Source organism: Streptomyces olivaceoviridis (genome assembly GCF_014650115.1).
Taxonomy (GTDB): domain Bacteria; phylum Actinomycetota; class Actinomycetes; order Streptomycetales; family Streptomycetaceae; genus Streptomyces; species Streptomyces olivaceoviridis.
The window spans coordinates 306,777-328,708 of sequence record NZ_BMUI01000003.1; the positions used below are offsets into that span (position 1 = coordinate 306,777).

General features: G+C 74.4%; 21 protein-coding genes and 1 pseudogene. 11 read left to right on the forward strand and 11 right to left on the reverse strand.

Going from position 1 to position 21,932, the window contains the following annotated elements; all coding sequences use genetic code 11:
* Position 1 precedes the first annotated feature (1 nt).
* Entirely contained in the window at positions 2-409 is a 408-nt protein-coding gene (locus tag IE273_RS07870; protein WP_189814408.1) for a Zn-ribbon domain-containing OB-fold protein, read from the forward strand.
* Complete coding sequence (locus IE273_RS07875; protein ID WP_189814409.1) at positions 406-1,179, forward strand: enoyl-CoA hydratase/isomerase family protein; 774 nt, start codon at positions 406-408, stop codon at positions 1,177-1,179. The genes IE273_RS07870 and IE273_RS07875 overlap by 4 nt, the downstream gene beginning before the upstream one ends.
* A 3-nt stretch (positions 1,180-1,182) precedes the next feature.
* On the opposite strand, the gene IE273_RS07880 is transcribed toward IE273_RS07875, so the two are convergent.
* The 3 genes and pseudogenes from IE273_RS07880 to kbpA all read right to left on the reverse strand — a co-directional run bounded on the left by IE273_RS07880 (position 1,183) and on the right by kbpA (position 5,179).
* Positions 1,183-1,734, reverse strand: coding sequence for a hypothetical protein (locus IE273_RS07880; RefSeq protein ID WP_229887125.1), 552 nt, complete (start codon positions 1,732-1,734; stop codon positions 1,183-1,185).
* Between the two features lie 167 nt (positions 1,735-1,901).
* Positions 1,902-4,266: pseudogene (gene afsK / locus IE273_RS07885) on the reverse strand (protein serine/threonine kinase AfsK).
* Positions 4,267-4,444: 178 nt separating this feature from the next.
* On the reverse strand, positions 4,445-5,179 hold the full coding sequence (gene kbpA / locus IE273_RS07890) for an AfsK-binding protein KbpA (RefSeq protein ID WP_189814410.1): 735 nt from the start codon (positions 5,177-5,179) through the stop codon (positions 4,445-4,447).
* Between the two features lie 123 nt (positions 5,180-5,302).
* On the opposite strand from kbpA, the gene IE273_RS07895 reads away from it, so the two are divergent.
* On the forward strand, positions 5,303-5,950 hold the full coding sequence (locus IE273_RS07895) for a TetR family transcriptional regulator (RefSeq protein WP_189814411.1): 648 nt from the start codon (positions 5,303-5,305) through the stop codon (positions 5,948-5,950).
* Positions 5,951-6,023: 73 nt separating this feature from the next.
* Here IE273_RS07895 and IE273_RS07900 read toward each other — a convergent pair whose 3' ends face one another.
* Positions 6,024-6,476, reverse strand: coding sequence for an Lrp/AsnC family transcriptional regulator (locus IE273_RS07900; protein ID WP_132785335.1), 453 nt, complete (start codon positions 6,474-6,476; stop codon positions 6,024-6,026).
* 82 nt (positions 6,477-6,558) lie between these two features.
* Between IE273_RS07900 and IE273_RS07905 the strand changes: the two genes are divergently transcribed.
* Positions 6,559-7,176 carry a LysE family translocator gene (locus IE273_RS07905; RefSeq protein ID WP_189814412.1) on the forward strand — a complete coding sequence of 206 codons (618 nt, stop codon included), beginning with the start codon at positions 6,559-6,561 and terminating at the stop codon, positions 7,174-7,176.
* On the opposite strand, the gene IE273_RS07910 is transcribed toward IE273_RS07905, so the two are convergent.
* Together IE273_RS07910 and IE273_RS07915 are read right to left on the reverse strand one after the other, a co-directional pair.
* Positions 7,173-7,691 (reverse strand): nitroreductase family deazaflavin-dependent oxidoreductase, encoded by a 519-nt coding sequence (locus IE273_RS07910; protein WP_189814413.1) that lies wholly within the window; start codon positions 7,689-7,691, stop codon positions 7,173-7,175. The two genes, IE273_RS07905 and IE273_RS07910, sit on opposite strands and share 4 nt — an antisense overlap.
* Positions 7,691-8,875: an acyl-CoA dehydrogenase family protein gene (locus IE273_RS07915; protein WP_189814414.1), complete on the reverse strand. Its 1,185-nt coding sequence runs from the start codon at positions 8,873-8,875 to the stop codon at positions 7,691-7,693. Before IE273_RS07915 ends, IE273_RS07910 begins: the two co-directional genes overlap by 1 nt.
* 75 nt (positions 8,876-8,950) lie before the next feature.
* On the opposite strand from IE273_RS07915, the gene IE273_RS07920 reads away from it, so the two are divergent.
* Complete coding sequence (locus IE273_RS07920) at positions 8,951-10,123, forward strand: thiolase C-terminal domain-containing protein (RefSeq protein WP_189814415.1); 1,173 nt, start codon at positions 8,951-8,953, stop codon at positions 10,121-10,123.
* A gap of 55 nt (positions 10,124-10,178) precedes the next feature.
* Positions 10,179-10,847 carry a pyridoxine/pyridoxamine 5'-phosphate oxidase gene (locus IE273_RS07925; protein WP_189814416.1) on the forward strand — a complete coding sequence of 223 codons (669 nt, stop codon included), beginning with the start codon at positions 10,179-10,181 and terminating at the stop codon, positions 10,845-10,847.
* Positions 10,848-10,850: 3 nt separating this feature from the next.
* Here the strand turns inward: IE273_RS07925 and IE273_RS07930 are convergent, their stop codons facing one another.
* Positions 10,851-11,270, reverse strand: coding sequence for a Zn-ribbon domain-containing OB-fold protein (locus IE273_RS07930; RefSeq protein ID WP_189814417.1), 420 nt, complete (start codon positions 11,268-11,270; stop codon positions 10,851-10,853).
* Positions 11,270-11,719, reverse strand: a complete 450-nt coding sequence (locus IE273_RS07935) for a DoxX family membrane protein (protein ID WP_189814418.1) — start codon at positions 11,717-11,719, stop codon at positions 11,270-11,272. Before IE273_RS07935 ends, IE273_RS07930 begins: the two co-directional genes overlap by 1 nt.
* A 251-nt stretch (positions 11,720-11,970) precedes the next feature.
* Between IE273_RS07935 and IE273_RS07940 the strand changes: the two genes are divergently transcribed.
* The 4 genes from IE273_RS07940 (at position 11,971) to IE273_RS07955 (ending at position 17,038) form a co-directional block, all read left to right on the forward strand.
* On the forward strand, positions 11,971-13,161 hold the full coding sequence (locus tag IE273_RS07940) for a flavin-containing monooxygenase (protein ID WP_189814419.1): 1,191 nt from the start codon (positions 11,971-11,973) through the stop codon (positions 13,159-13,161).
* Between the two features lie 107 nt (positions 13,162-13,268).
* Positions 13,269-15,488 (forward strand): acetate--CoA ligase family protein, encoded by a 2,220-nt coding sequence (locus IE273_RS07945; RefSeq protein ID WP_189814420.1) that lies wholly within the window; start codon positions 13,269-13,271, stop codon positions 15,486-15,488.
* A 104-nt stretch (positions 15,489-15,592) separates the two neighbouring features.
* Positions 15,593-16,381 (forward strand): enoyl-CoA hydratase/isomerase family protein, encoded by a 789-nt coding sequence (locus tag IE273_RS07950; protein WP_229887126.1) that lies wholly within the window; start codon positions 15,593-15,595, stop codon positions 16,379-16,381.
* Between the two features lie 54 nt (positions 16,382-16,435).
* Positions 16,436-17,038 carry a flavin reductase family protein gene (locus tag IE273_RS07955; protein WP_189814421.1) on the forward strand — a complete coding sequence of 201 codons (603 nt, stop codon included), beginning with the start codon at positions 16,436-16,438 and terminating at the stop codon, positions 17,036-17,038.
* A 3-nt stretch (positions 17,039-17,041) separates the two neighbouring features.
* On the opposite strand, the gene IE273_RS07960 is transcribed toward IE273_RS07955, so the two are convergent.
* Positions 17,042-18,151, reverse strand: a complete 1,110-nt coding sequence (locus tag IE273_RS07960; RefSeq protein WP_229887127.1) for a methyltransferase — start codon at positions 18,149-18,151, stop codon at positions 17,042-17,044.
* A 110-nt stretch (positions 18,152-18,261) separates the two neighbouring features.
* Positions 18,262-19,569, reverse strand: coding sequence for an MFS transporter (locus IE273_RS07965; RefSeq protein ID WP_189814422.1), 1,308 nt, complete (start codon positions 19,567-19,569; stop codon positions 18,262-18,264).
* A 70-nt stretch (positions 19,570-19,639) separates the two neighbouring features.
* Between IE273_RS07965 and IE273_RS07970 the strand changes: the two genes are divergently transcribed.
* Entirely contained in the window at positions 19,640-20,668 is a 1,029-nt protein-coding gene (locus IE273_RS07970; RefSeq protein ID WP_189814423.1) for a GlxA family transcriptional regulator, read from the forward strand.
* On the opposite strand, the gene IE273_RS07975 is transcribed toward IE273_RS07970, so the two are convergent.
* A complete protein-coding gene (locus IE273_RS07975) occupies positions 20,573-21,853 on the reverse strand; it encodes an MFS transporter (protein WP_189814424.1) in 1,281 nt (426 codons plus the stop codon). The genes IE273_RS07970 and IE273_RS07975 overlap by 96 nt on opposite strands.
* Between the last annotated feature and the right edge of the window lie 79 nt (positions 21,854-21,932).

Sequence of the window (21,932 nt, forward strand, 5' to 3'; positions counted from 1 at the left end):
CATGCTGAGTCCCGTCACCGACGCCGACGGCGCGCCCTTCTGGGAGTACGCGGCCCGCGGCGAGCTGCGCGTCCAGGGCTGCGCCGACTGCGGGGAGCTCCGCTTCCCGCCCCGGCCCTGCTGCCCGCACTGCCAGTCGTTCGCGAGCGAGTGGCGGCCGGTGTCGGGGCGCGGGCGCGTGTGGTCGTACGTCGTGTCCCATCCGCCGCTGCTGCCGGACTACGCGGAGCAGGCGCCGTACCCCGTGGTCGTCGTGGAGCTGGAGGAGGCCCCGCGGATACGGCTCGTGGGGAACGTGGTGGCGCGGGCCGGGGCCCCGCTGAACTCCGTCGATCCGGCGCGTCTGCGGATCGGCGCCCGGGTGCGGGCGGTCTTCTCCGGGGGGCTGCCGCAGTGGGTGCTGGTGTGAACACCGTCCGGCTCGACGTCGACAAGGGCGCGGGGGTCGCCGTCGTCACGCTGGACCGGCCCGAGCGGCTCAACGCCGTCGATCTGGAGATGGTCCGGGAACTGGGCCGCCTCTGGCGGGAGTTTCGGTTCGACGACTCCGTGCGGGCCGTCGTGCTCGCCGGGAGCGGGGGGCGGGCGTTCTGTACGGGCATCGACCGGGACGCCGTCGTGCCACAGCCCAACTCGCCGTACATGCAGGACGATCCGCTACTGGACGCCGGGCCCAAGGCGAACGGGCTGTGGAAGCCGGTCGTCGCCGCGGTGGAGGGGATGGCCTGCGGGGGTGCCTTCTATCTGCTCGGGGAGTGCGAGTTCGTCGTCGCGGGGGCCGGCGCCGCCTTCTTCGACCCGCACACCACCTACGGCATGGTCAGCGCCTACGAGTCGATGCTCATGGCGCAGCGCATGCCGTACGGCGAGGTCGCGCGGATGGCGCTCATGGGCAGCGCCGAGCGGCTGTCGGCCCGGCGGGCGCACGAGGTCGGTCTCGTCTCGGAACTCACGGAGGACGGCGGGGCGTTGCCGGCGGCCGTCGAGTGCGCCACCGTCATCGCCGGGTACCCGCCCGAGGCCGTGCAGGGGACCGTGCGGGCGCTGTGGGCGGCCCGGGAGGCCGGGCTCGCCCAGGCGTTCGCGCAGGCGCCGCATCTGATCTCGCTGGGGAACCTGCCGGGCGCGCGGCAGGCGGAGCTGTTCGCCGCCCGCCGCGCGGAGTTCAGGACGCGGTGAGGTTCACCAGTTGTAGGAGGCGACCGGGTCGAGGTCGCAGTGGTCGACCTCCGGGGCGCTCTCCTTCGCGTTGTCCACCGGCACCCGGACGGTCTTCGTGCCGTGCGCGGGCACGCCGACCTCCTTGATGGTGCCGTTGACCGTCATGTCGTCCGCGTCCTCGAAGGTGATGTGGACGTCGAAGCTGCTCTTCGTGGCGTTCGGGTTGGTGACCTCGATGGTCGCGTAGGGCTTCTTCACCGTCGCACAGCTCACCAGCCGTGCCGTGCCGTCCTGGTGGCCGGACGGCGTCGATCCGCCGGACGAGCTGCCGGAGGTGCCGTCGCCGTAGGAGTCGTCGTCGTAGTCGTCGTAGTCGCGGTGCGTGCCCGAGCCGTAGCCACCGCCCGACGACGTGGACGAGGAGCTGTCGTGGTCCTGGCTGGAGCTGCTGCACCCGCCGCCGCTGCCGTGGCCGCCGCCGTGTCCGTGGCCGCGGCTGCTGAATCCGGTCAGGGCCAGGACGACCAGGGCCGATACCGCCGTCAGTCTGAGCATGTGTCCCCGTCGATGCATGCCGAGCACTCTAGGGGACGGCTGTCACGGTCATGCCACTGTGTGGCGACCGCCGCGTGCCCGGCGTAGCGTCTGCCCTGAGAGCGGTGGAGGTCATGCCGCTCCCCCGCGACGACGGCCGCCGTCCCAGGCCCTTCCGTGCAACCGGTACGACGGCCGTCTCCCGCTCACGCGGTCCGCGCGGTGCCCGTGCCCTTCTCCGCGTCCAGCGCGTACACGCACCGGTCCTTGCTGCACGCGTACACCACGCCGTCCTTGACCACCGGGGAGCCGGTGATCTCGCCGCCGGTCGCGAGCTTCCAGCGCAGGCGTCCGTCGTCGGCCTTCAGGGTGTAGAGGAGGTGGTCGGTGGAGCCGAAGTGGATGCGGCCCTCCGCCACCGCGGGCGCGCCCACGACGTCGCCGCCCGCCTGGAAGCGCCACTTGGGGGTGCCGGTGACCGCGTCCAGGGTGTACAGGCCCTTGCCGCTGCCGACGTGCACGTGCCCGGCGGCCACCAGGACCGGTTCGACGGAGGAACGGGCCTCGGTGGCGATGCGCCAGCGGTCGCGGCCGTCGGCGGCGTCGAGGGCGTAGACCGTGCCGAGGTAGTCGGCGAGGTAGACGCCGCCGCCGGTGACGGCCGGGCCCGGGGCGAAGGCCGGCGGGCTCAGGAAGACCGCCGGGGCCTCGAAGTGCCAGCGGACCATGCCGCTGACCGCCTCGATGGCGAGGACGCGGGTGCCCGCGGAGACGTAGACGCAGCCGTCGGGGGCCGGGACCAGCCGCACCGGGACGCCACCGCAGGAGGCCGCGTCACCGATGGGGTACGACCAGCGCTCCTCGCCGGTGCGGGCCTCCAGGGCGCGCAGCCGGGCGTCCTGCCAGACGTAGACCGTGCCGTCGTGCACGACCGCGCCGGCCTCCGGGGACTCGAAGTCGGTCTGGCAGCCGGTGATCTCCCACAGCTTCCGCCCGCTCGTCGCCTCCCAGGCCTGGACGCCGCCGCCGCGGGTGCCGGTGACGACGGTGCCGCGGTCGGCCTTGAGGGAGTACACCCAGGCGTCCGTGGACAGCCGCCACAGGTCGGTGCCCTCGCGGGCGTCCAGGGCGAACAGGGTGGGGCCGTCGGAGGCGTGGATACGGCCGTCCGCGACCGCCATGGACCAGGCGACGTCCCGGGTCTTGAAGCGGCGGCGGCCGGTGGCCACGTCCAGGGCGTGCACCTCGAAGGAGGTGACGTAGACCAGGTCGCCGTCGACGGAGGGGGTTGCCCCACACGTCGTTGGACATGCGGAACCGCCAGGGGCGCCAGCCGGCCGCCGTCTCCGGGGGCTGCGGCGGCACGGGCGGTACGGCGGGCTCGGCGCCGGCCACGCCGGTGCGGGGCCGGGACCAGCTGGCCACCAGGCCGGCCTCGGGCGGCGGCGCCTTGACGGCGGCGGCGCGGGCGTCGGCGACCCGGGGGCCGGGGCCGATGGGCACCTGGGCGCCGGCCAGCCGGACCGGGCCGGTGCCGGGGGCGCCGACCGGGACGGGGACCGCGGCGCTCGCGGGCGCCGGGACCGGCGGGTCGTACGGCGGGGGCGGCGGCACGGCCTGCCGGCCGCCGCTGCGCGGGCCGCCGGTCGGGGCCGGGGCGGGCTTGACGGCGGGGCGTCCGCCGCGGCGGGCCTCGATGAGGGCGACCGCCTTCTCCGGCAGCCAGGCGGAGGCGGTGCCGCTGTCGTCGGAGCCGGAGCCGAAGAGGTGCGGGGCGAGCTGGGCCTGGAGGTCGGCCGGGGTGGGGCGGCCCGTGGCCTCCATCTGCATGCAGACCTCGATCAGCGGGCGCAGCTCGTCCGGCAGGCCGGTGAGGTCGGGGCCCTCGCGGAGCAGCATGAAGACGGTCTCGACCGGGTTGGCGCCGTGGAAGGGCGGGTGGCCGGTGGCCGCGAAGACCAGCATGGAGCCGAGCGAGAAGACGTCGCTGGCGCCGGTGACGCTGCGGGAGTCCTTGGCCTGCTCCGGGGACATGTAGGCGGGGGTGCCGACGGCGACGTTCGTCATCGTCAGACGGGTGTTCGAGACGCCGGAGGCGATACCGAAGTCGATCACCCGGGGGCCGTCCTCGACCACGAGCACGTTGGAGGGCTTGAGGTCGCGGTGGACCAGCCCGGCGCCGTGGATGGACTGGAGAGCCTCCGCCACGCCGGCCGCGAGCCAGCGCACGGCCTGGGCCGGCAGCGGCCCGCACTCGTTCACTATCTCTTCGAGCGAGGGCGCGGGGACGTAGGCGGTGGCCAGCCAGGGCACGGCGGCGCGCGGGTCGGCGTCGACCACGGCCGCGGTGTAGAAGCCGGAGACCGCGCGGGCCGCCTCCACCTCGCGGGTGAAGCGGACACGGAAGAGCTGGTCCTCGGCCAGCTCGGTGCGCACCGTCTTGATCGCCACGCGCCGGCCGGACGCCGAGCGCGCGAGATAGACCAGCCCCATGCCGCCGGCGCCCAGCCGGCCCAGCACCTCGAACGGCCCGATCCGCCGCGGATCGTGCTGTGTCAGCTGATCCACCACTGCCTGCCACCTCCCCGTACGAGCCGCGCCACTCTCCATATGTACGCGACCGAAGTGCAGCGTCTCACCACCGCACCGCCATGGCGGCACGCACCCCGATTCTTCCTGGCCGGGCGGCTGGTTGCGAACCAGGTGACAATCGGGGTGTCTCACGCTGAAACACCCCAAAGGGGGTGCATCACCGCTGGAGCAGTGCGAACGACGCCCCCTGATTGTCGGTGACGACGGCCACCACTCCGTACGACGTCCCGAAGGGTGGCGCCTGCACCCGCCCGCCGAGCCGGTGGACGGCCCCGAGGGCGTCCCCCAGATCCGCGACCCGGAAGTGGACGAGGAAGTGCGGGGGCATCTCGGCCGGGAAGACGTCGGTGACCTCCGCGCGGCCGAAGTCGGGCTCGGCGTCGGTGCCGAACAGGGCGTCGTGGAAGAGACCGCCGTAGAAGGTGTTGGCCGCGGCGGTGTCCCGGGTGTAGAGCTCGGCCCAGACGAAGGTGTTCGGCCGGCGCCGCCGACCGAAGCCGCGATGGGTGCCGGGCTGCCACAGGCCGAAGACCGCGCCCTCGGGGTCGGCGGCCAGGGCGGCGACGCCCAGGTCGCCCACCGGGTACGGGGCCGTGACCACCTGCCCGCCGGCCGCCGTGATCCGCCGGCCGAGGGCCCCGGCGTCCGAGGTGGCGAAGGAGACGGTCCAGACCGTGGGCATCCGGCCGTCCGTCTTGGGGGCCAGCGAGGCGACGGGGTCGCCGTCCAGCAGGGCCCACACGGTGGAGCCGTACGCCTCCTCGAAGGTCCACCCGAAAAGCTCACCGTAGAACCGCTTGCCCGCCTCGACGTCGGGCAGCTGGGCGTCCACCCAGCAGGGGACGCCCTCCCCGTATGTCTCTTCGTTCGTGGATGCCCTGTTTTCGGCCATGTCGTCAAAGTTAACCGGGCCGCGCGCACCGCGCAGACCAGGCACACCATCCCCGTTTCCCCCGTGCACCCCATTTGCAGTCGGCCGAATCGCGCTCCCATCACCCCTCGGTAAGCTGACGACATGACAGGACAAGTGCGTACCGTCGACGGCCGCGTGGCCGGCCGGCGTGGGCAGGCGACCCGGCAGAAGCTGCTCGACTGCCTCAGCGAGATGCTCAGCTCCTCCCCGTACCGGGACGTCAAGGTCATCGATGTCGCCCGGAAGGCGGGCACGTCGCCCGCGACCTTCTACCAGTACTTCCCGGACGTCGAAGGTGCCGTCCTGGAGATCGCCGAGCAGATGGCGGCCGAGGGCGCGGGACTGACCGAACTCCTCGAGGGGCGCACCTGGACCGGCAAGTCGGGCTGGCAGACGGCACAGGAACTCGTGGACGGGTTCCTGGAGTTCTGGCGCAGGAACGACGCGATCCTGCGGGTGGTCGACCTCGGTGCGGCCGAGGGGGACAAACGGTTCTACAAGCTCCGTATGAAGATCCTGAACTCGGTCAACAACTCCCTCGCGGACTCCATCGCGGAACTCCAGTCCAAGGGCCGGGTCGACAAGGACGTGAACCCGGCGGCGGTAGCCGGTTCGCTGGTCGCGATGCTCGCGGCGGTGGCGTCCCACCAGAAGGGCTTCTCGTCCTGGGGCGTGAAGCCGGCCGAACTCAAGCCGAATCTGGCGATGTTGGTGCACCTGGGCGTGACGGGCAGGAAGCCCTCCAAGTAGTCACGCACCCATTATCAGGGTCCAAGTCCTGTCTGGCAGGCGGTGGTTCACACGGTGAGCCACCGCCTGCCGTCTACGCCGGCAACGGCCGGTCCCGGACCACGTGCTTCATCACGAGCGTCGACGTCAGCCGCTGCACCCCCGGCAGCGTCGCCAGCCGCTCGTCGTAGAGCCGCTGGAAGGCGGCCAGGTCGGCGGTGGCCACCCGGAGCAGGTAGTCCGGCTCGCCGAACAGCCGCTGGGCGTCCAGCACGTGCTCCAGCTCACCGACCGCCCGCTCGAACTCGGCGACCGTGTCCCGGTCCTCCTGGCGCATCGACACGAAGACCAGCGCCTCGAAGTTCAGGCCGAGCGAGGCCGGGTCCACCATCGCCCGGTAGCCCTGGATGGCGCCGGACCGCTCCAGCTCGCGCAGCCGCCGGTGACAGGGCGAGACGCTGAGCCGCACCCGGGCGGCCAGCTCGGTCACGGTCAGCCGCCCGTCCTGTTGCAGCTCGGCAAGGATTTTCCGGTCCACGTCGTCCATGAAGAAGATATTTGCGCAGAGCGCGCGATCACGGGCAAACTTCGGGAACACTTTCGGGACATTCGCGCCTAATGTCCCCGGTATGGACTCCGGGCTGCTCTTCTCCTTCCTCGTCGTGGACCTGCTGCTGGTGTGCGTACCGGGCGCCGACTGGGCGTACGTCATCGCGACCGCCCTGCGCGGCGGCTCGGTCCCGCGCGCGGTGGCGGGCCTGGTCTGCGGCTACGCCCTGCACACCGCCCTGGCGACGGCGGGCCTGGCGGTGCTGGTGGCGGGCTCGCCCCGGCTGCTGACCGCCCTGACGGTGGCCGGCGCGGGCTACCTGCTGTGGCTGGGCTGGGGCGTCCTGCGCCACCCGGCGGTCCCGGACGCCGACACCACGACGACGCCCGACGGCCGCCTGTTCTCGCGCGGCGCGACGATCAGCGGCCTGAACCCCAAGGGCCTGCTGCTCTACCTCTCCGTGCTCCCCCAGTTCCTCACCCTCAGGGGCGCCCATCTCCCCGTACCCGCGCAGACGGCGGCCCTCGGCCTCCTGCACATGGCGTGCTGCGCGGCCGTCTACCTCACCGTCGGCACGCTCGCCCGCACCCTCCTCAGGGCCCGCCCGACGGCGGCCCGCGCGGTGACCCGCACGTCGGGCGCGGCGATGCTGGGCATCGGCGCGCTGCTGCTGGTGGAACGGCTGGCGACGCTCTAGTCCGGCTTCCCGGTGAGCCGGAACAGCCGGATCTCCCGCTCCACGCGCGCCTGGTACGTGGCGTACGGCGGCCAGAACGCCAGCAGTGCCTGCCAGACGGTGTCCCGCTCCGCCCCCGTGAGCAGCCGGGCGGTGACCGGGACGTCCCGGCCCTTCCAGCTCACCGAGGCCTCCGGGTGGGCGAGGAGGTTGTGGGTCCAGGCGGGGTGGCCGGGGCGGCCGAAGTTGGAGCCGATCAGTATCCAGGTCCTGCCGTCCTCCTCGGGCATGCAGGCCAGCGGGGTCCGGCGGGGCAGTCCCGTCCTCGCTCCTGTGGAGGTGAGGATCACGCCCGGCAGCAGCTGGGCGCTGAGCAGGAGTCTCCCCCGGGTGAGCCGGTGCACGTTTCGGTCGAGGGCCGGGACGACATGCGGGGCGGCCTTGGCGAACAGCCGGGTGGAGGAGACCTTCTGGACGAGCCGGACGCCGGCGCGGGAGAGCGTGTGCCGGAGCCGGGCGACGGCGGTGCGGACCATCAGACGGCCACCTCCCCGGTCGTGAACAGGCCCGCCGTCTCGGCGGCGCGGTCCCGCAGCCGGTGCACCGGCCCGAACAGCAGCTCGTCGCCGGCGGCCCGCTTGAAGTACAGGTGGGCGTCGTGCTCCCAGGTGAAGCCGATGCCACCGTGCAGCTGGATGCCCTCGGCGGCGGCGTGGCGCAGCGCCTCAAGGGCCTGCGCGAGCGCGAGGCCGCCGGCCCGCTCCCCCCGGCCGGCCGCCCAGGCGGCGTAGTACGCGGCCGAGCGTGCCGCCTGCACCGCCACGTACACGTCCGCCAGCCGGTGCTTCACGGCCTGGAAGGACCCGATGGGCCGTCCGAACTGCATCCGCTGCCCCGCGTACTCCACGGTCCGCTCCAGGACGCGGCCGGCCGCCCCCACCGCCTCGGCGGCGAGCACCGCGGCGGCCACGTCCCCGGTCCGGGCGAGGGCGGGGAGGACATCCGCCTCCTGCGACCCCAGCAACTCCGCCCGTACGTCCCTGAGTTGTACGCGCGCTTGCGGGCGGGTGGCGTCCAGCGCGGTCTGCCGGACCCGGAGCAGCCCCGGGGCGTCGCCCGCCACCAGGAACAGCAGGGTCCGCGACCGGGCGAAGCCCCCGGTGTGCGCGGCGACGAGCAGCACCCCCGCGCTGTGCCCGTCCAGCACCTGTCCGGCCTCCCCGTACAGCCGCCAGCCGTCCGCCGCCCGCCGCGCCTGCACCCCGCCGGCCCGTCCGCCGCCGGCGCTGTAGCCGTCGTTCGCGCCGGTCAGGGCGAGGGCGGTGGCGAGCGCGGGCCCGGAGACGGCGAGGGCGGCGGTGCGGGTCCCGGCGGCGATGCGCGGCAGCAGCCCGGCGCGCTGGGCCTCGGTGCCGAGGGCGTGGATCAGCGGGGCGGTGAGGACACAGGTGGCGAGCAGCGGCGAGGGGGCCAGGGCGCGCCCCGTCTCCTCGCAGGCGAGGGCGAGCTCGGTGACCGTGCAGCCGACGCCGCCGTACCGCTCGGGCAGGGCGAGCCCGGGCAGGCCGAGCCGGCCGGCGAGGGCCGACCACAGGCCGGGGTCGTGACCGGCGGGCGTGTCGAGCGCGGCCCGCACCTCCGCCGGGCCGCAGCGTTCGCGCAGCAGCTCGCGCAGGGTCCGGCGGATCTCGTCCTGTTCGGCGGTGAGGCGCGTGTCCATGGCCTTCCCTCCCCATCTGACGGTGCGTCATATTAGGCAGGCCGGATCGAGATGCACAGAGGGAGGAGCCCTCTCATGGCGAGCGGGAGCAGGAAGGTCGCCGTGGTCGGCGTGGCCCTGTCCGACTGCGGACGCGTGGACGACGCGACGGCGTACGCGCTGCACGCGCAGGCGGCCCGGCGGGCCCTCGCCGACGCGGGCCTGGACCGCACGGTGGTCGACGGCTTCGCCTCCGCCGGCCTCGGCACGCTGGCCCCGGTGGAGGTCGCCGAGTACCTGGGGGTGCGGCCCACCTGGGTCGACTCCACCTCGGTCGGCGGCTCGACCTGGGAGGTGATGGCGGCGCACGCGGCGGACGCGATAGCGGCGGGCCACGCGAACGCCGTCCTGCTGGTGTACGGCTCGACGGCCCGCGCGGACGTCAAGGCGGGCCGCCGCACGGGCACCCTGTCCTTCGGCGCCCGGGGCCCGCTCCAGTTCGAGGCGCCGTACGGCCACACGCTGATCGCCAAGTACGCGATGGCGGCCCGCCGGCACATGATCGAGTACGGGACGACGGTCGAGCAGCTGGCCCGGGTGGCGGTCCAGGCGAGGGCGAACGCGGCGCTCAACCCGGAGGCGATGTTCCGCACCCCGGTCACCGTCGACGACGTCCTGGCCGGCCCGCTGATCGCCGACCCCTTCACCAAGCTGCACTGTTGTCTGCGCTCGGACGGCGGCGCGGCGGTCCTGCTGGCGGCCGAGGAGTACGCACGGGACTGCCGTACGGCACCGGTCTGGGTCCTCGGCACCGGCGAACACGTCTCCCACGCCACCCTGTCCGGGTGGCCGGACTTCACGGTCTCCCCGGCGGCGGTGAGCGGCCGGCTGGCCTTCGGGCGGGCCGGGGTGCGCCCGGCGGACATCGACTTCGCGGAGATCTACGACGCCTTCACCTACATGACCCTCGTCACCCTGGAGGACCTGGGCTTCTGCGCCAAGGGCGAGGGCGGCGCGTTCGTGGGCGAGGGCCGGCTGCTGGTCCGGGGCGGTCAGCTGCCGGTCAACACGGACGGCGGCGGCCTGTCGGCCCAGCACCCGGGCATGCGGGGGCTGTTCCTGCTGGTGGAGGCGGTACGGCAGCTGCGCGGGGAGGCCGGGGAGCGGCAAGTGCGGCGCCGGGACGGCGGCTTGCCCCGGCTGGGTGTGGCCTCCGGGACCGGGGGGTGGTTCTGCTCCTCGGGGACCGTGGTGCTGGGGAGGGAGTGAGAGTACGGCCCTGTGCCGCCCGGGGACGCGAGCCGGCCCGGGTGATACTCGCCCCATGGCACAGCACGATCTTCACGAGCTGCTCCGGTCGCTGCGGGTCTGGGACGCCCAGGTGACCGAGCTGCGGCCCTTCGACCCGGACACCGCCCCGCCCACTCCGCTGGCCCTGTTCACGAACTGGTTCGCGGAGGCCGTCGCGGCGGGGCAGCCGGAGCCGCACACCATGTCGCTGGCGACCGCGGACGAGGAGGGCAGGCCGGACGTGCGGATCGTGATGCTGCACGGCGCCGACGCGGACGGCTGGTCCTTCGCCACCCACGCCACGAGCCGCAAGGGCCGCGCGCTGAGCGCCCGGCCGTACGCCGCCCTCGCCTTCTACTGGCCGGTGCTCGGCCGCCAGGTGCGGGTGCGCGGGCCGGTGGCGTCGGCGCCGGCCGAGGAGAGCCAGGCCGATCTGCACGCGCGGTCCACGGGCGCGCTGGCCGCCGCGCTGACCGGCCGGCAGAGCGAGGAGCTGTCCTCCGTGGAGGAGCTGCGGCGGGCCTCGGACGCGGCCTGGGAGCGGGCCCGGGAGAACCCCGCCGAGCCGTCGCCGACCTGGACCCTGTACCGGCTGCACCCGGAGACGGTGGAGTTCTTCCAGGGGGACGCGGAACGGCGGCACGTGCGCCTGGAGTACCGCAGCACCGGGTTCGGCTGGAGCAGGGCGCTGTTGTGGCCGTGAGGGTCAGCCGGCCGGCCCCGCCGCGAGCCCCGGCCCCGGCCGGAACACCGGTACACCGTCCCGGAACACCACCTCCAGCGGCATCCCGGCCCGCGGGCCGTCCTCCGGGCAGTCCACCAGTTCCGTCATCATCCGCGGGCCCTCGGCCAGGTCGACCACCGCGGCCAGGTAGGGGACGCGGCCGGTGAACGGGGGGAGGTCGTTGCGGTGCACCGCGGACCACGTGTAGAGCGTGGCCCGGCCGCTCGCCTCCTCCCAGGCCACCTCCTCGCTCCAGCAGTGCGGGCAGAACTCCCGGGGGTAGTGGTGGGCCCGGCCGCAGGCCCCGCAGCGGCGGATCAGCAGCCGGCCGCGCGCCGCCGCCGCCCAGTAGGGGCGGGTGAGGGCGTCGGGCTCCGGGACGTCGTGGCGCGGGCCGTCCATCAGAACCAGCCCAGCGCCGCGTCCAGCGACCACGTCTGCCAGGACATCCCGAAGAAGCCGACCAGGGAGATCAGGGCCATCATCGAGTTCTGGCCCTGTTCCGCCCAGTCATGGATCGTCAGGACGAAGTAGAGGAGGTTCAGCAGCAGGCCGCCCAGCAGAGCCACCGGGGTCAGGAAGCCGGCGACCAGGCCGAGGCCCAGGGAGAGTTCGGCGTAGGCGACCACGTACGCCATCAGCTTCGGGTGGGGTCCGACCACCGTGTCGAAGCCCGCCCGGACCGGGGTCCACCGGTGTCTCGCGGCCACGTCCGCCGCCCAGGCGATCCCGCCGCCCCGCTCGAACCAGTCCTTCTTGTCCTTGTGCCGCCAGCTCTCCAGCCACCACAGGCCGAGGCCGATGCGCAGCACGGCCAGCCACTGAGCGCCGTCCAGCCATAGAGCGTCCATGAATCTGACGGTACGTCAGATGACGCGCGAAGCCCACCCGTGAAGCCACACGTAAGCCCCACGCGAAGCCCGCCTGCGAGTCCCCCGCGCATCACCCGCCCCTGGAGGACCACGGGCCACCGCACCGAGAGGCGGTAACGGGCGCCTTCTTCACGGCCGGGACACCCTTCCCGTACACCCGTGATCAATCCGCAACCAATTCCGGTCTTGACCGAGACCCATCAACCGGGTGTGTGATTACGCTCCCGCTCATGGCCGTCTCCCGTCCCTCGCCCGTCCCCCTCCCGCCGACCCCCGCCGACCGCCCGGTCTATGTGATCGGCGCCGGTCCCGGGGGTCTCGCCGCCGCGTACGCGCTGCGGGCGCGGGGCGTGCGGGCCGTGGTCCTGGAGAAGTCCGACCGGGTGGGCGCCTCCTGGCGCCGGCACTACGACCGGTTGCACCTGCACACCACCCGGCGGCTGTCCTCGCTGCCCGGGCTCGCCATCCCCCGGAAGTTCGGCCGCTGGGTCTCCCGGGACGACGTGGTCCGCTACCTGGAGAAGTACGCCGAGCACCATGAACTGGAGATCGTCACCGGGGTGGAGGTCCACCGCGTCGAGCGGAGCGGGGACGGCACCGGGTGGCTGCTGCGCGCCTCCGGCGGCCGGGAGCTGACCGGCAGCGCGGTGGTCGTCGCCACCGGCTTCAACCACACCCCGCGCATCCCCGACTGGCCGGGCCGGGAGTCGTACGGCGGCGAGTTCCTGCACGCGGGCGAGTACCGCGCCGCCGGGCCGTACCGGGGCCGTGACGTGCTCGTCGTCGGCGTCGGCAACACGGGCGCGGAGATCGCCGTGGACCTGGTGGAGGGCGGGGCCGCGCGGGTACGGCTGGCGGTGCGCACGGCGCCGCACATCCTGCGCCGGTCGACGCTCGGCTGGGCCTCCCAGTACTCGGGCGTGCTGGTCCGGCGGCTGCCGGTGTGGCTCGTGGACCGGCTCGCCGGGCCGGTGGGGCGGCTCAGCACCCCTGACCTGACCGCGCACGGGCTGCCGCGTCCGGACACCGGCCTGTACAGCAGGGTGAAGCAGGGCGCGATCCCGGTCCAGGACGTCGGTCTGGTCGACGCCGTGCGCACGGGCAAGGTGGAGATCGTGGCGGCCGTGGAGGCGTTCGAGGACGGCGAGGTGGTCCTCGCCGACGGCAGCCGGATCTCGCCCGACGCGGTGATCGCGGCGACCGGGTACGTGCGGGCACTGGAGGGGCTGGTCGGGCATCTCGGGGTGCTGGACGGGCGCGGCAGACCGGTGGTGCACGGCGGCCGTACGCCCGCGCAGGCGCCTGGCCTGTACTTCACCGGGTTCACCAATCCCCTCAGCGGAATGCTCCGGGAGCTGGCGATCGACGCGGGGCGGATCGCGAGGGCGGTCGCGAGGGCGGTCGCCAAGAGGCCGGCGTAGCCGCGCGGCAACTTTGCCGTACCGACCAGTTCCTGACACCTCGTCAGTTCAGTAACCTGACAGAGCGTCAGGTACTGGTGGCTGTCTCAGAGGAGGCGGGCGGAACGATGCTCGGATCGACCCACGGCACCCTCACCACCGACTCCCGCCGGGCCCGGGTCATCGCCTGCGGCGACCAGCGGCCCGGACCCGCCGTCCACGACCGGGTGGCGGACCTCGATGTCAGCGGGCGCCCGCTGCACGCGGACGTACCGGACCTGCACCGGTTCTTCCGGCCCGAGTCGGTCGCCGTGATCGGCGCGTCGGACGCCGAGGGCCGGCCGAACACCGGGATCACCCGGCAGTTGCTGGACTGGGCCGGGCGGGTCGGGGCCCGCGTGCACCCGGTGCACCCGAACCGGCCGGCCGTGTTCGGCCTGCCCTGCGCGGCCTCCGTGGCCGAACTGCCCGAACAGGTCGACCTGGCCGTGCTGCTGGTGGCCGACCCGCTGCCGCTGATCGAGGAACTCGGCGAGGCGAAGGCGAGGTTCGCGGTCGCCTTCGCCTCCGGGTTCGCGGAGACCGGCCGGGCGGGCGCCGAGGCGCAGGAACGGCTGGCCGAGGCGGTACGGCGCTCGGGCATCAGGCTGCTCGGGCCGAACACCAACCTCAACGCCTTCGAACGCTTCCGGGACGATCTGACCGGGCCGGCCATCGCGCTGATCACCCAGTCCGGGCACCAGGGCCGGCCCGTCTTCGCCCTCCAGGAGCTCGGCATCCGGCTCTCGCACTGGGCGCCCACCGGCAACGAGGCCGACCTGGAGACCGCCGACTTCCTCTCCTGGTTCGCCGAGCAGCCCGAGGTCGGTGCCATCGCCGCCTACGTCGAAGGGCTCAAGGACGGCCGCGCCTTCCTGCTGGCCGCCGACCGCGCCGCCCGCCGCAAGGTCCCGGTCGTCGCCGTGAAGGTGGGCCGCACCGAGACCGGCGCCCGGACGGCCGCCTCGCACACCGGCAAGCTCACCGGCGCCGACGACGTGGTGGACGCGGCCATGCGGCAGTACGGCGTGATCCGCGTCGACGCCCTGGACGAACTCCAGGACACCGCCGCCCTGTTGGCGCGGGCGCGGGCGCCACGGGCCGACGGCGTGGTCATCTGCTCCATCTCCGGCGGCACGGGCGCGCACGTCGCCGACCTGGCCGCCGGGGCGGGGCTCCGGCTGCCGACGCTGTCGCCGGAGAAGCAGGCCGAACTGCACCAGTGGATACCGGGGTATCTCAGCGTGGCCAACCCGGTGGACAACGGCGGCCACCCGGTCGGTGACCGGCGCGGCCGGAAGATCATCGACGCGCTGCTCGCCGACCCGGCGGTGGGCGTCCTGATCTGCCCGGTCACGGGCCCGTTCCCGCCGTTGAGCGACCGGCTCGTGAAGGACCTGGTCGAGGCGGCCGAGGAGACGGACAAGCTGGTGTGCGTGGTCTGGGGCTCACCGGCCGGCACCGAGCCGGCGTACCGTGACGTCCTGCTCGGCTCCTCGCGCGTGGCCACCTTCCGCACGGTCGGCAACTGCCTGACCGCCGTCCGGGCCTGGCTGGACCACCACCGCTTCGTGACCGACTACCGCTCCCCCTTCGACACGGCCCCGCGCACCCCGTCCCCCTCCTTCCGCAAGGCCGAGGCCCTGATGCAGCCCGGCCGGCAGCTCAGCGAGCACGCGGCCAAGCAGTTGCTGCGGGCGTACGGCATCCGGGTGCCGCGCGAGCAGCTGGTGACCAGCGCGGCGGCGGCCGTGCGGGCGGCCGGGCAGGTGGGCTACCCGGTGGTGATGAAGGCGTCCGGCGCGCAGATCGCCCACAAGACCGAGCTGGGCCTGGTGAAGATCGGCCTGACCTCGGCGAGCCAGGTCCGCGACGCCTACCGGGAGCTGACCGACATCGCGCGCTACGAGGGCGTCGGGCTGGACGGCGTCCTGGTGTGCCAGATGGTCGAGCAGGGCGTGGAGATGGTGGCCGGCATCACCCACGACGAGCTGTTCGGGCCGACCGTGACGGTCGGGCTCGGCGGCATCCTGGTCGAGGTGCTGCACGACACGGCCGTCCGCGTCCCGCCGTTCGGGGAGGACCAGGCCCGCGCCATGCTCACCGAGCTGCGCGGCCGGGCCCTGCTGGACGGCGTCCGGGGGCGCCCGCCGGCCGACGTGGACGCGCTGGTGGAGGTCGTCCTGCGGGTCCAGCACATGGCCCTGGAACTGGGCTCGCACCTCGCCGAGCTGGACATCAACCCCCTGATGGTGCTGCCCCGGGGCCAGGGCGCGGTGGCCCTCGACGCGCTGGCGGTGTGCCGGTGAACGGGCCGCGGGGACGCGGTGACGCCGGACGCGGTGACGCCGGACGCGCCGGTGACGGGACGATCAGCGAACCGCGGGGGCGCGGTGACGCCGGTGACGGGCCCGTGAACGAGCCCGTACGGCACGAGGTCCGGGACCGGGTCGCCCACCTCACCCTGAACCGTCCCGAGGCCCTGAACGCCCTCACCCCCGCCATGCGGGACCGCCTCATCGGCCTGCTGGAAGAGGCGTCGGCGTCCCCGGACGTCCGGGCGGTGGTCCTCACAGGCACCGGCCGGGGCTTCTGCGCGGGAGCGGACCTGCGGGGCGGGGCCGGCTCGGGCGACCGGATCGCCGGTGACGTGGCCCGGGTGCTGCGCCGGGGCGCGCAGCGCCTGATCTCCGCCGTACTGGACTGCGAGAAGCCGGTCCTGGCCGCCGTGAACGGCACGGCGGCCGGCCTGGGCGCGCACCTGGCCTTCGCCTGTGACCTGGTCCTGGCCGCCGGGTCGGCCCGCTTCATCGAGGTGTTCGCCCGCCGCGGCCTGGTCCCCGACGGCGGCGGCGCCTACCTCCTGCCCCGTCTGATCGGCCCGCACCGGGCGAAGGAACTGATGTTCTTCGCCGACGCGCTCCCGGCAGCGGAGGCGGAACGCCTGGGCCTGGTCAACCGGGTCGTCCCGGACGCGGACCTGGAGAAGACGGCCGGCGCCTGGGCCGCCCGGCTGGCCTCCGCCCCGACCAGGGCCCTCGCGCTCACCAAGCACCTGGTGAACACCTCCCTGGACACCGACCGCGCCACGGCCTTCGCCGCGGAGTCCTGGGCCCAGGAACTCAACATGTCGACGGAGGACGCCCGGGAGGGCCTCCGCGCGTTCGCCGCACGCGAGGACGCGCGGTTCCGGGGCCGTTGACGGCCGTTCCACCCCCTTCCTATCTGACGGACCGTCAGCTTCAATGGAAGGGTGATGGGACACGCAGGCGCGGCGGCCTTCGCCGTTCGGTATCTGGGGGGCAGGCCCGTGGAGGTCCTGCGGCGGCCCGCGTTGCGGTGTGTGCGGGACGGTGAGCGGGCTCCGGTGGGGCAGGCGGAGTTCCGGCGGGTGCTGGGGAGCTTCGCCAGCGGGGTCACCGTGATCACCGCGCCCGCGACCGGGGGCGAGCCCGGGCCCGCCGGGTTCGCCTGCCAGTCCTTCTCCTCCCTCTCCCTGGACCCGCCCCTCGTCTGCTTCATGGCGGGCCGTACGTCCACGACCTGGCCGCGCATCGCACGCGCCGGCGTCTTCTGCGTCAACGTGCTCAGCGCCGGCCAGGACGAACTGTGCCGGGCCTTCGCGGTGAGCGGCGGGGACAAGTTCGCCGGGGTGGCGTACGACCCGGCGCCCGTCTCCGGGTCGCCCCGGCTCGCCGGTGCCGCCGCCTGGATCGACTGTGCCGTCCACGCCGTGCACACCGGGGGCGACCACCTCGTCGTCGTGGGACGGGTGGCCGCCCTCGACGCGGACGGCACGGCGGAGCCGCTGCTCTTCCACCGGGGGCGGTTCGCGCGGCTCGACGGCGACCGAGCCTGACCGTCAGCGCGGGGTCAGCCGCCACAGCGACGTGATCTCGGCGGCGCGCGCCGGGTGCAGGGGGTCGGTCGGATCGGTCGAGCGGGGGTGGCGGGGGCGGGTGTCCACGCGCCCGGTGACCCGCAGGCCCGCCGCCCCGATCGCCGCCAGCAGGTCGGCGCGGGTGCGCAGACCCAGGTGTTCGGCCAGGTCGGAGAGGATCAGCCAGCCCTCGCCGGCCGGCTCCAGATGCTCCGGCAGACCCGCCAGGAAGGCGTGCAGCATCCTGCCGCCGGGGTCGTACACGCCCTGCTCCAGCGTGGAGGCGGGGCGGCCCGGGAGCCACGGCGGGTTGCAGACGACCAGGGACGCGCGGCCGGGCGGGAACAGGTCGGGCCCGGTGATCACGACCCGGTCCGCCAGGCCCAGGCGGCGCACGGTGTCCCGGGCGCAGGCACGGGCCCGCTCGCTGATGTCCGTGCCCACCACCCGGCCGACCCCGCGCCGCGCCAGGAGGGCCGCGAGGACGCCGGTCCCGGTACCGAGGTCGAACGCGGTGCGGCCGGACGGCAGGGGTGTCCGCGCGACCAGGTCGACGTACTCGGCGCGCACGGGGGCGAAGACGCCGTAGTGGGGGTGGACGCGGGCGCCCAGGGCGGGGACGGCGACACCCCGTTCGCGCCACTGGTGGGCACCCAGGACGCCCAGCAGTTCCCGGAGGGGGACGAGAAGGGGGCCCGTCGGCGGGCCGTAGGCGGCCGTGCAGGCCGCGCGGACGTCGGGGGCGCGGCGCAGGCGCAGCGTGTGGTCCGGCTCCAGCAGCACGGCGAGCCTGCCGAGGACGCGGGCGCGGTGCGCGCGGAAACGGCGGTGGAGGTGGAAGGTCTCGGCGGGGGTGGGGGCCGGCGCCGGGGCCTTGCGGTCGATACGGCGTTCCAGGGCGCGCAGCAACTGGCGCGCGCCCTGGTAGTCGCCCCGCCACAGCAGTCCGGTGCCCTCGGCGGCGAGCCGGTGGGCGGTGGCGGCGCGCATGCGGTCGTCGGCGACGGCGAGCCGGCGGGGTGCGGGCAGTCCGCTCTCAGAGTGCCAGGGGGCGGGCAGGGGGTGGTTCGTGGTCCGGTCGGACGGCGACACGGTGAGCTCCTCGGGGTGATCCAGCGTGGGCGGGCACGAGGAGCACGTCGAAGAGGACCATGCCGAGTGTCACGGACTTTCCCTTCCGCGGTATGCGTTCAGTGGTGCGGTCAGGATACGGCGAGCGTGCGGGCGGCCGGTGTGGTGCGCCGGATGACCAGCGCCATCAGGGCCGCCGCCGCGCACAGCGTGCCGGAGGCGTACCAGACGACGTCGTAGGAGCCGAAGACGTCCCGGGCGACTCCGCCGAGGTAGGCGACGACGGCCGCGCCGACCTGGTGGGAGGCGAGCACCCAGCCGAAGACGATGGCGCTGTCCTCGCCGAACTGCTCGCGGCACAGGGCCAGGGTCGGCGGGACGGTGGCGACCCAGTCGAGGCCGTAGAAGACGATGAAGAAGAGCATCGGCGGGTGGACGGCGGGGCCCAGCAGCATCGGCAGGAACAGCAGGGACAGGCCGCGCAGGGCGTAGTAGACGGCGAGCAGGCGGCGCGGTTCGAAGCGGTCGGTGAACCAGCCGGAGGCGATCGTGCCGACGACGTCGAACACACCGATCACCGCGAGCAGCGAGGCCGCCGTCGTCACGGGCATGCCGTGGTCGTGCTCGGCGGGCACGAAGTGCGTCTGGACCAGGCCGTTGGTGGAGGCACCGCAGATCGCGAAGGTGCCGGCGAGCAGCCAGAAGGTGCCCGTGCGGGCGGAGGTGGACAGGACGCCGAGGGTGCGGCGGGCGGCGCCGGTGACGGGTGCCGGCTTGGGCACGAACTCCCGTGCCCCGTACGGCGCCACGCCCACGTCGGCCGGGTGGTCGCGCAGCAGGAGCCAGACGAAGGGGACGACGGCGAACGCGGCCAGGGCGACCGTGACCGCGGCGGGCCGCCAGTCGTGGCGCTCGACGATCCAGGACAGCAGCGGCAGGAAGACCAGCTGGCCGGAGGCCGAGGCGGCGGTGAGGATGCCGGTGACCAGACCGCGCCGTTCGGTGAACCAGCGGTTGGTCACCGTCGCCGCGAAGGCCAGTGCCATGGAGCCGGTGCCGAGCCCCACCAGCAGGCCCCAGCACAGCAGCAGCTGCCAGGCCGCCGTCATCCACACGGTCAGGCCGGAGCCGAGGGCTATCACGGTCAGCGCCGCGGCCACCACGCGGCGGATGCCGAAACGGTCCATCAGCGCGGCGGCGAAGGGCGCGGTGAGGCCGTAGAGCGCGAGGTTCACGGAGACGGCGGCGCCGATCGTGCCGCGCGACCAGCCGAACTCCTGGTGCAGCGGGTCGATGAGCAGGCCGGGCAGGGATCGGAAGGCCGCCGCGCCGGTGATCGTGACGAACGTGACGGCGGCGACGAACCAGGCACGGTGCACGCGGCCACGCCGGGCGGGCGGGACCTGGACGGGAGCGGCGGCTGGGGTTGTCTGAGTCACGCCCCCACCCTCCCGTGCGCATGACCATGCATCGAGTGGCCCGCTGGACACACTTCGCTATGATCGGGCCATGACGAGCGCAGCCGCAGGGGAATTCCGGCCGCACCGGGTCGCCGTCCTCGCCCTGGACGGCATACTGCCCTTCGAGCTGGGCATACCGCACCGGATCTTCGGCCGCCCCCGGGACGCCCGGGGCCGGCACCTGTACGAGGTCGTGACCTGCTCGGTCCGGCCGCCCGGCACCGTCGAGACGGACGCCGACTTCGCCGTGCAGATCGCGCACGGCCCACAGACGCTGGCGACGGCCGACACGGTGATCGTCCCGGCGTCCTACGAACTCGGCCCGCTCTACGACGAGGGCCGGCTCACCGACGAACTGGCCGCCGCCCTCGCCCGCGTCCGCCCCGGCACCCGGCTGGCCTCCATCTGCACCGGCGCCTACGTCCTCGCCGCCGCCGGCTACCTCGACGGACGCCCGGCCACCACGCACTGGGCCGACGCCGAGCGCTTCCAGCGGATGTTCCCGAAGGTCAAGGTGGACGCGGACGTGCTGTTCATCGACGACGGGGACGTGCTGACCTCGGCCGGGGTCGCCGCCGGGATCGACCTGTGCCTGCACATGGTCCGCCGCGACTTCGGCACGGCCGTCGCCAACGAGGTGGCCCGCCGCACGGTCGTACCGCCCCACCGCGACGGCGGCCAGGCCCAGTACATCCACCGCCCGGTCCCCGACCCGCAGGTCGCCACGACGACCGCCGCCCGCGCCTGGGCGCTGGGCCGGCTGCACGAGCCGATCCAGCTGCGCGACCTGGCCGAGCAGGAGGCCATGTCGGTACGCACCTTCACCCGCCGCTTCCGCGAGGAGGTCGGCATCAGCCCCGGCCAGTGGCTCACCCAGCAGCGCGTGGAGCGCGCCCGGCACCTGCTGGAGTCCACGGACCTGTCGATGGACCAGGTGGCCCGGGAGTCGGGCTTCAACACGGCCCAGTCGATGCGCCAGCACCTACAGGCCGCCCTCGGGGTCACGCCCACCGCCTACCGGCGCGCCTTCCGCACCGGCGGCGCCGAGCGGCAGGACCGCGTCGGCACCCGGAGCTGACCGGCCGGTCCGTCTCTCGCCCCACCAGCCGACCGCCGTCAGCAGCAGGGTGAGGGCCACCCCGGCCAGGATCGCCGTGGAGGGCGCGGTGCGCGGCAGCAGGGCGCCCGCGAGCGAACCGGTCGCCGCGTAACCGGCGCCCACGGCGGCGTACATGACCGAGTAGCCGGCGGCCAGGACGCGCGGCGGGAGCACCTCGCGCAGGGACAGGTTCCGGGTGAGCATCGCGCCGGACTGGAGCAGCCCGGCCACGGCCAGTGCCGCCGCGATGCCCGGCGTGCCGGGTATCAGGGCGACCGCGGCGACCGCGGCCGACATGCCGGTCATCAGGACCGCGCTGCGGGTGCGGAGCAGCCCCGGCCAGGACCGCAGGCCGTACAGGAAGGCGCCGACGGCGGAGGCCGCCGCCATCACCGTGAGCAGCGGGCCCGCCCAGCCGACGCCGATGCCGCGCTGTTCGAGCAGGGCGGGCAGGACCAGTTCGGCGAGGGCCAGCAGGGACAGACTGGCCGCGCCCGTGACGTACACCGGCCAGGCCCGGGCCAGCAGGCGCTGCTTCGACGCGCCCCCGCCGTCCCGGCCGCCGCTCTCGGCCGGACCGCCGGGCCCGTCCGCCGCCCAGCCGGCCGGGAGCAGCCACAGGCCCGCGGCGGACGACGCCATCAGGGCGGCGGCGAGCAGCGGCGGGAGGCGGGGGTCGGCGCCGAGGGCGAGCCCCGTGACGGTGGCCGGGGAGACGGCCCAGACGCCGAACGTGAGCACCGACTCGGCGGACAGCGCCTGGGCCGCCGCGCGCGCCGGCACCAGGGAGGTGAGCCACGCGCGCAGCCCGCCGGGCGCGGCGGCGGGCCCGGCCCCGGCGAGGAACGCGAAGGCGGTGAGCGGCGCGGCGGGCGCGCCGGGGAACGCGCCGAGGCCCGCGAATCCGACGGCACCGGCGACGAGTCCGGCGGCCAGGTGCGGGCGGGCCCGCCGGGGGTCCAGGCGCGTGCCGAGCACGGGGGCGCCGACGATCTCGCCGATGACGTAGGCGGCGGCGAGGGCCGCGCCCAGGGAGTAGCCGCCGGGGCGCTCGCGGACCAGGAAGACCAGGGCCAGCGGGGCCATGGCCACCGGCATGCGGGCGCCGACGGCCACCAGGGCCCAGGTCAGGACCCGCCGGGAGACGACATCGCGGTAGCTCATGCCTCGACGGTAGGGGCCCCCACCGACAACCGCCGCCCCCTTGCCCCGAGCCTGTGGACAACTTCGGCCGGGGCATCTG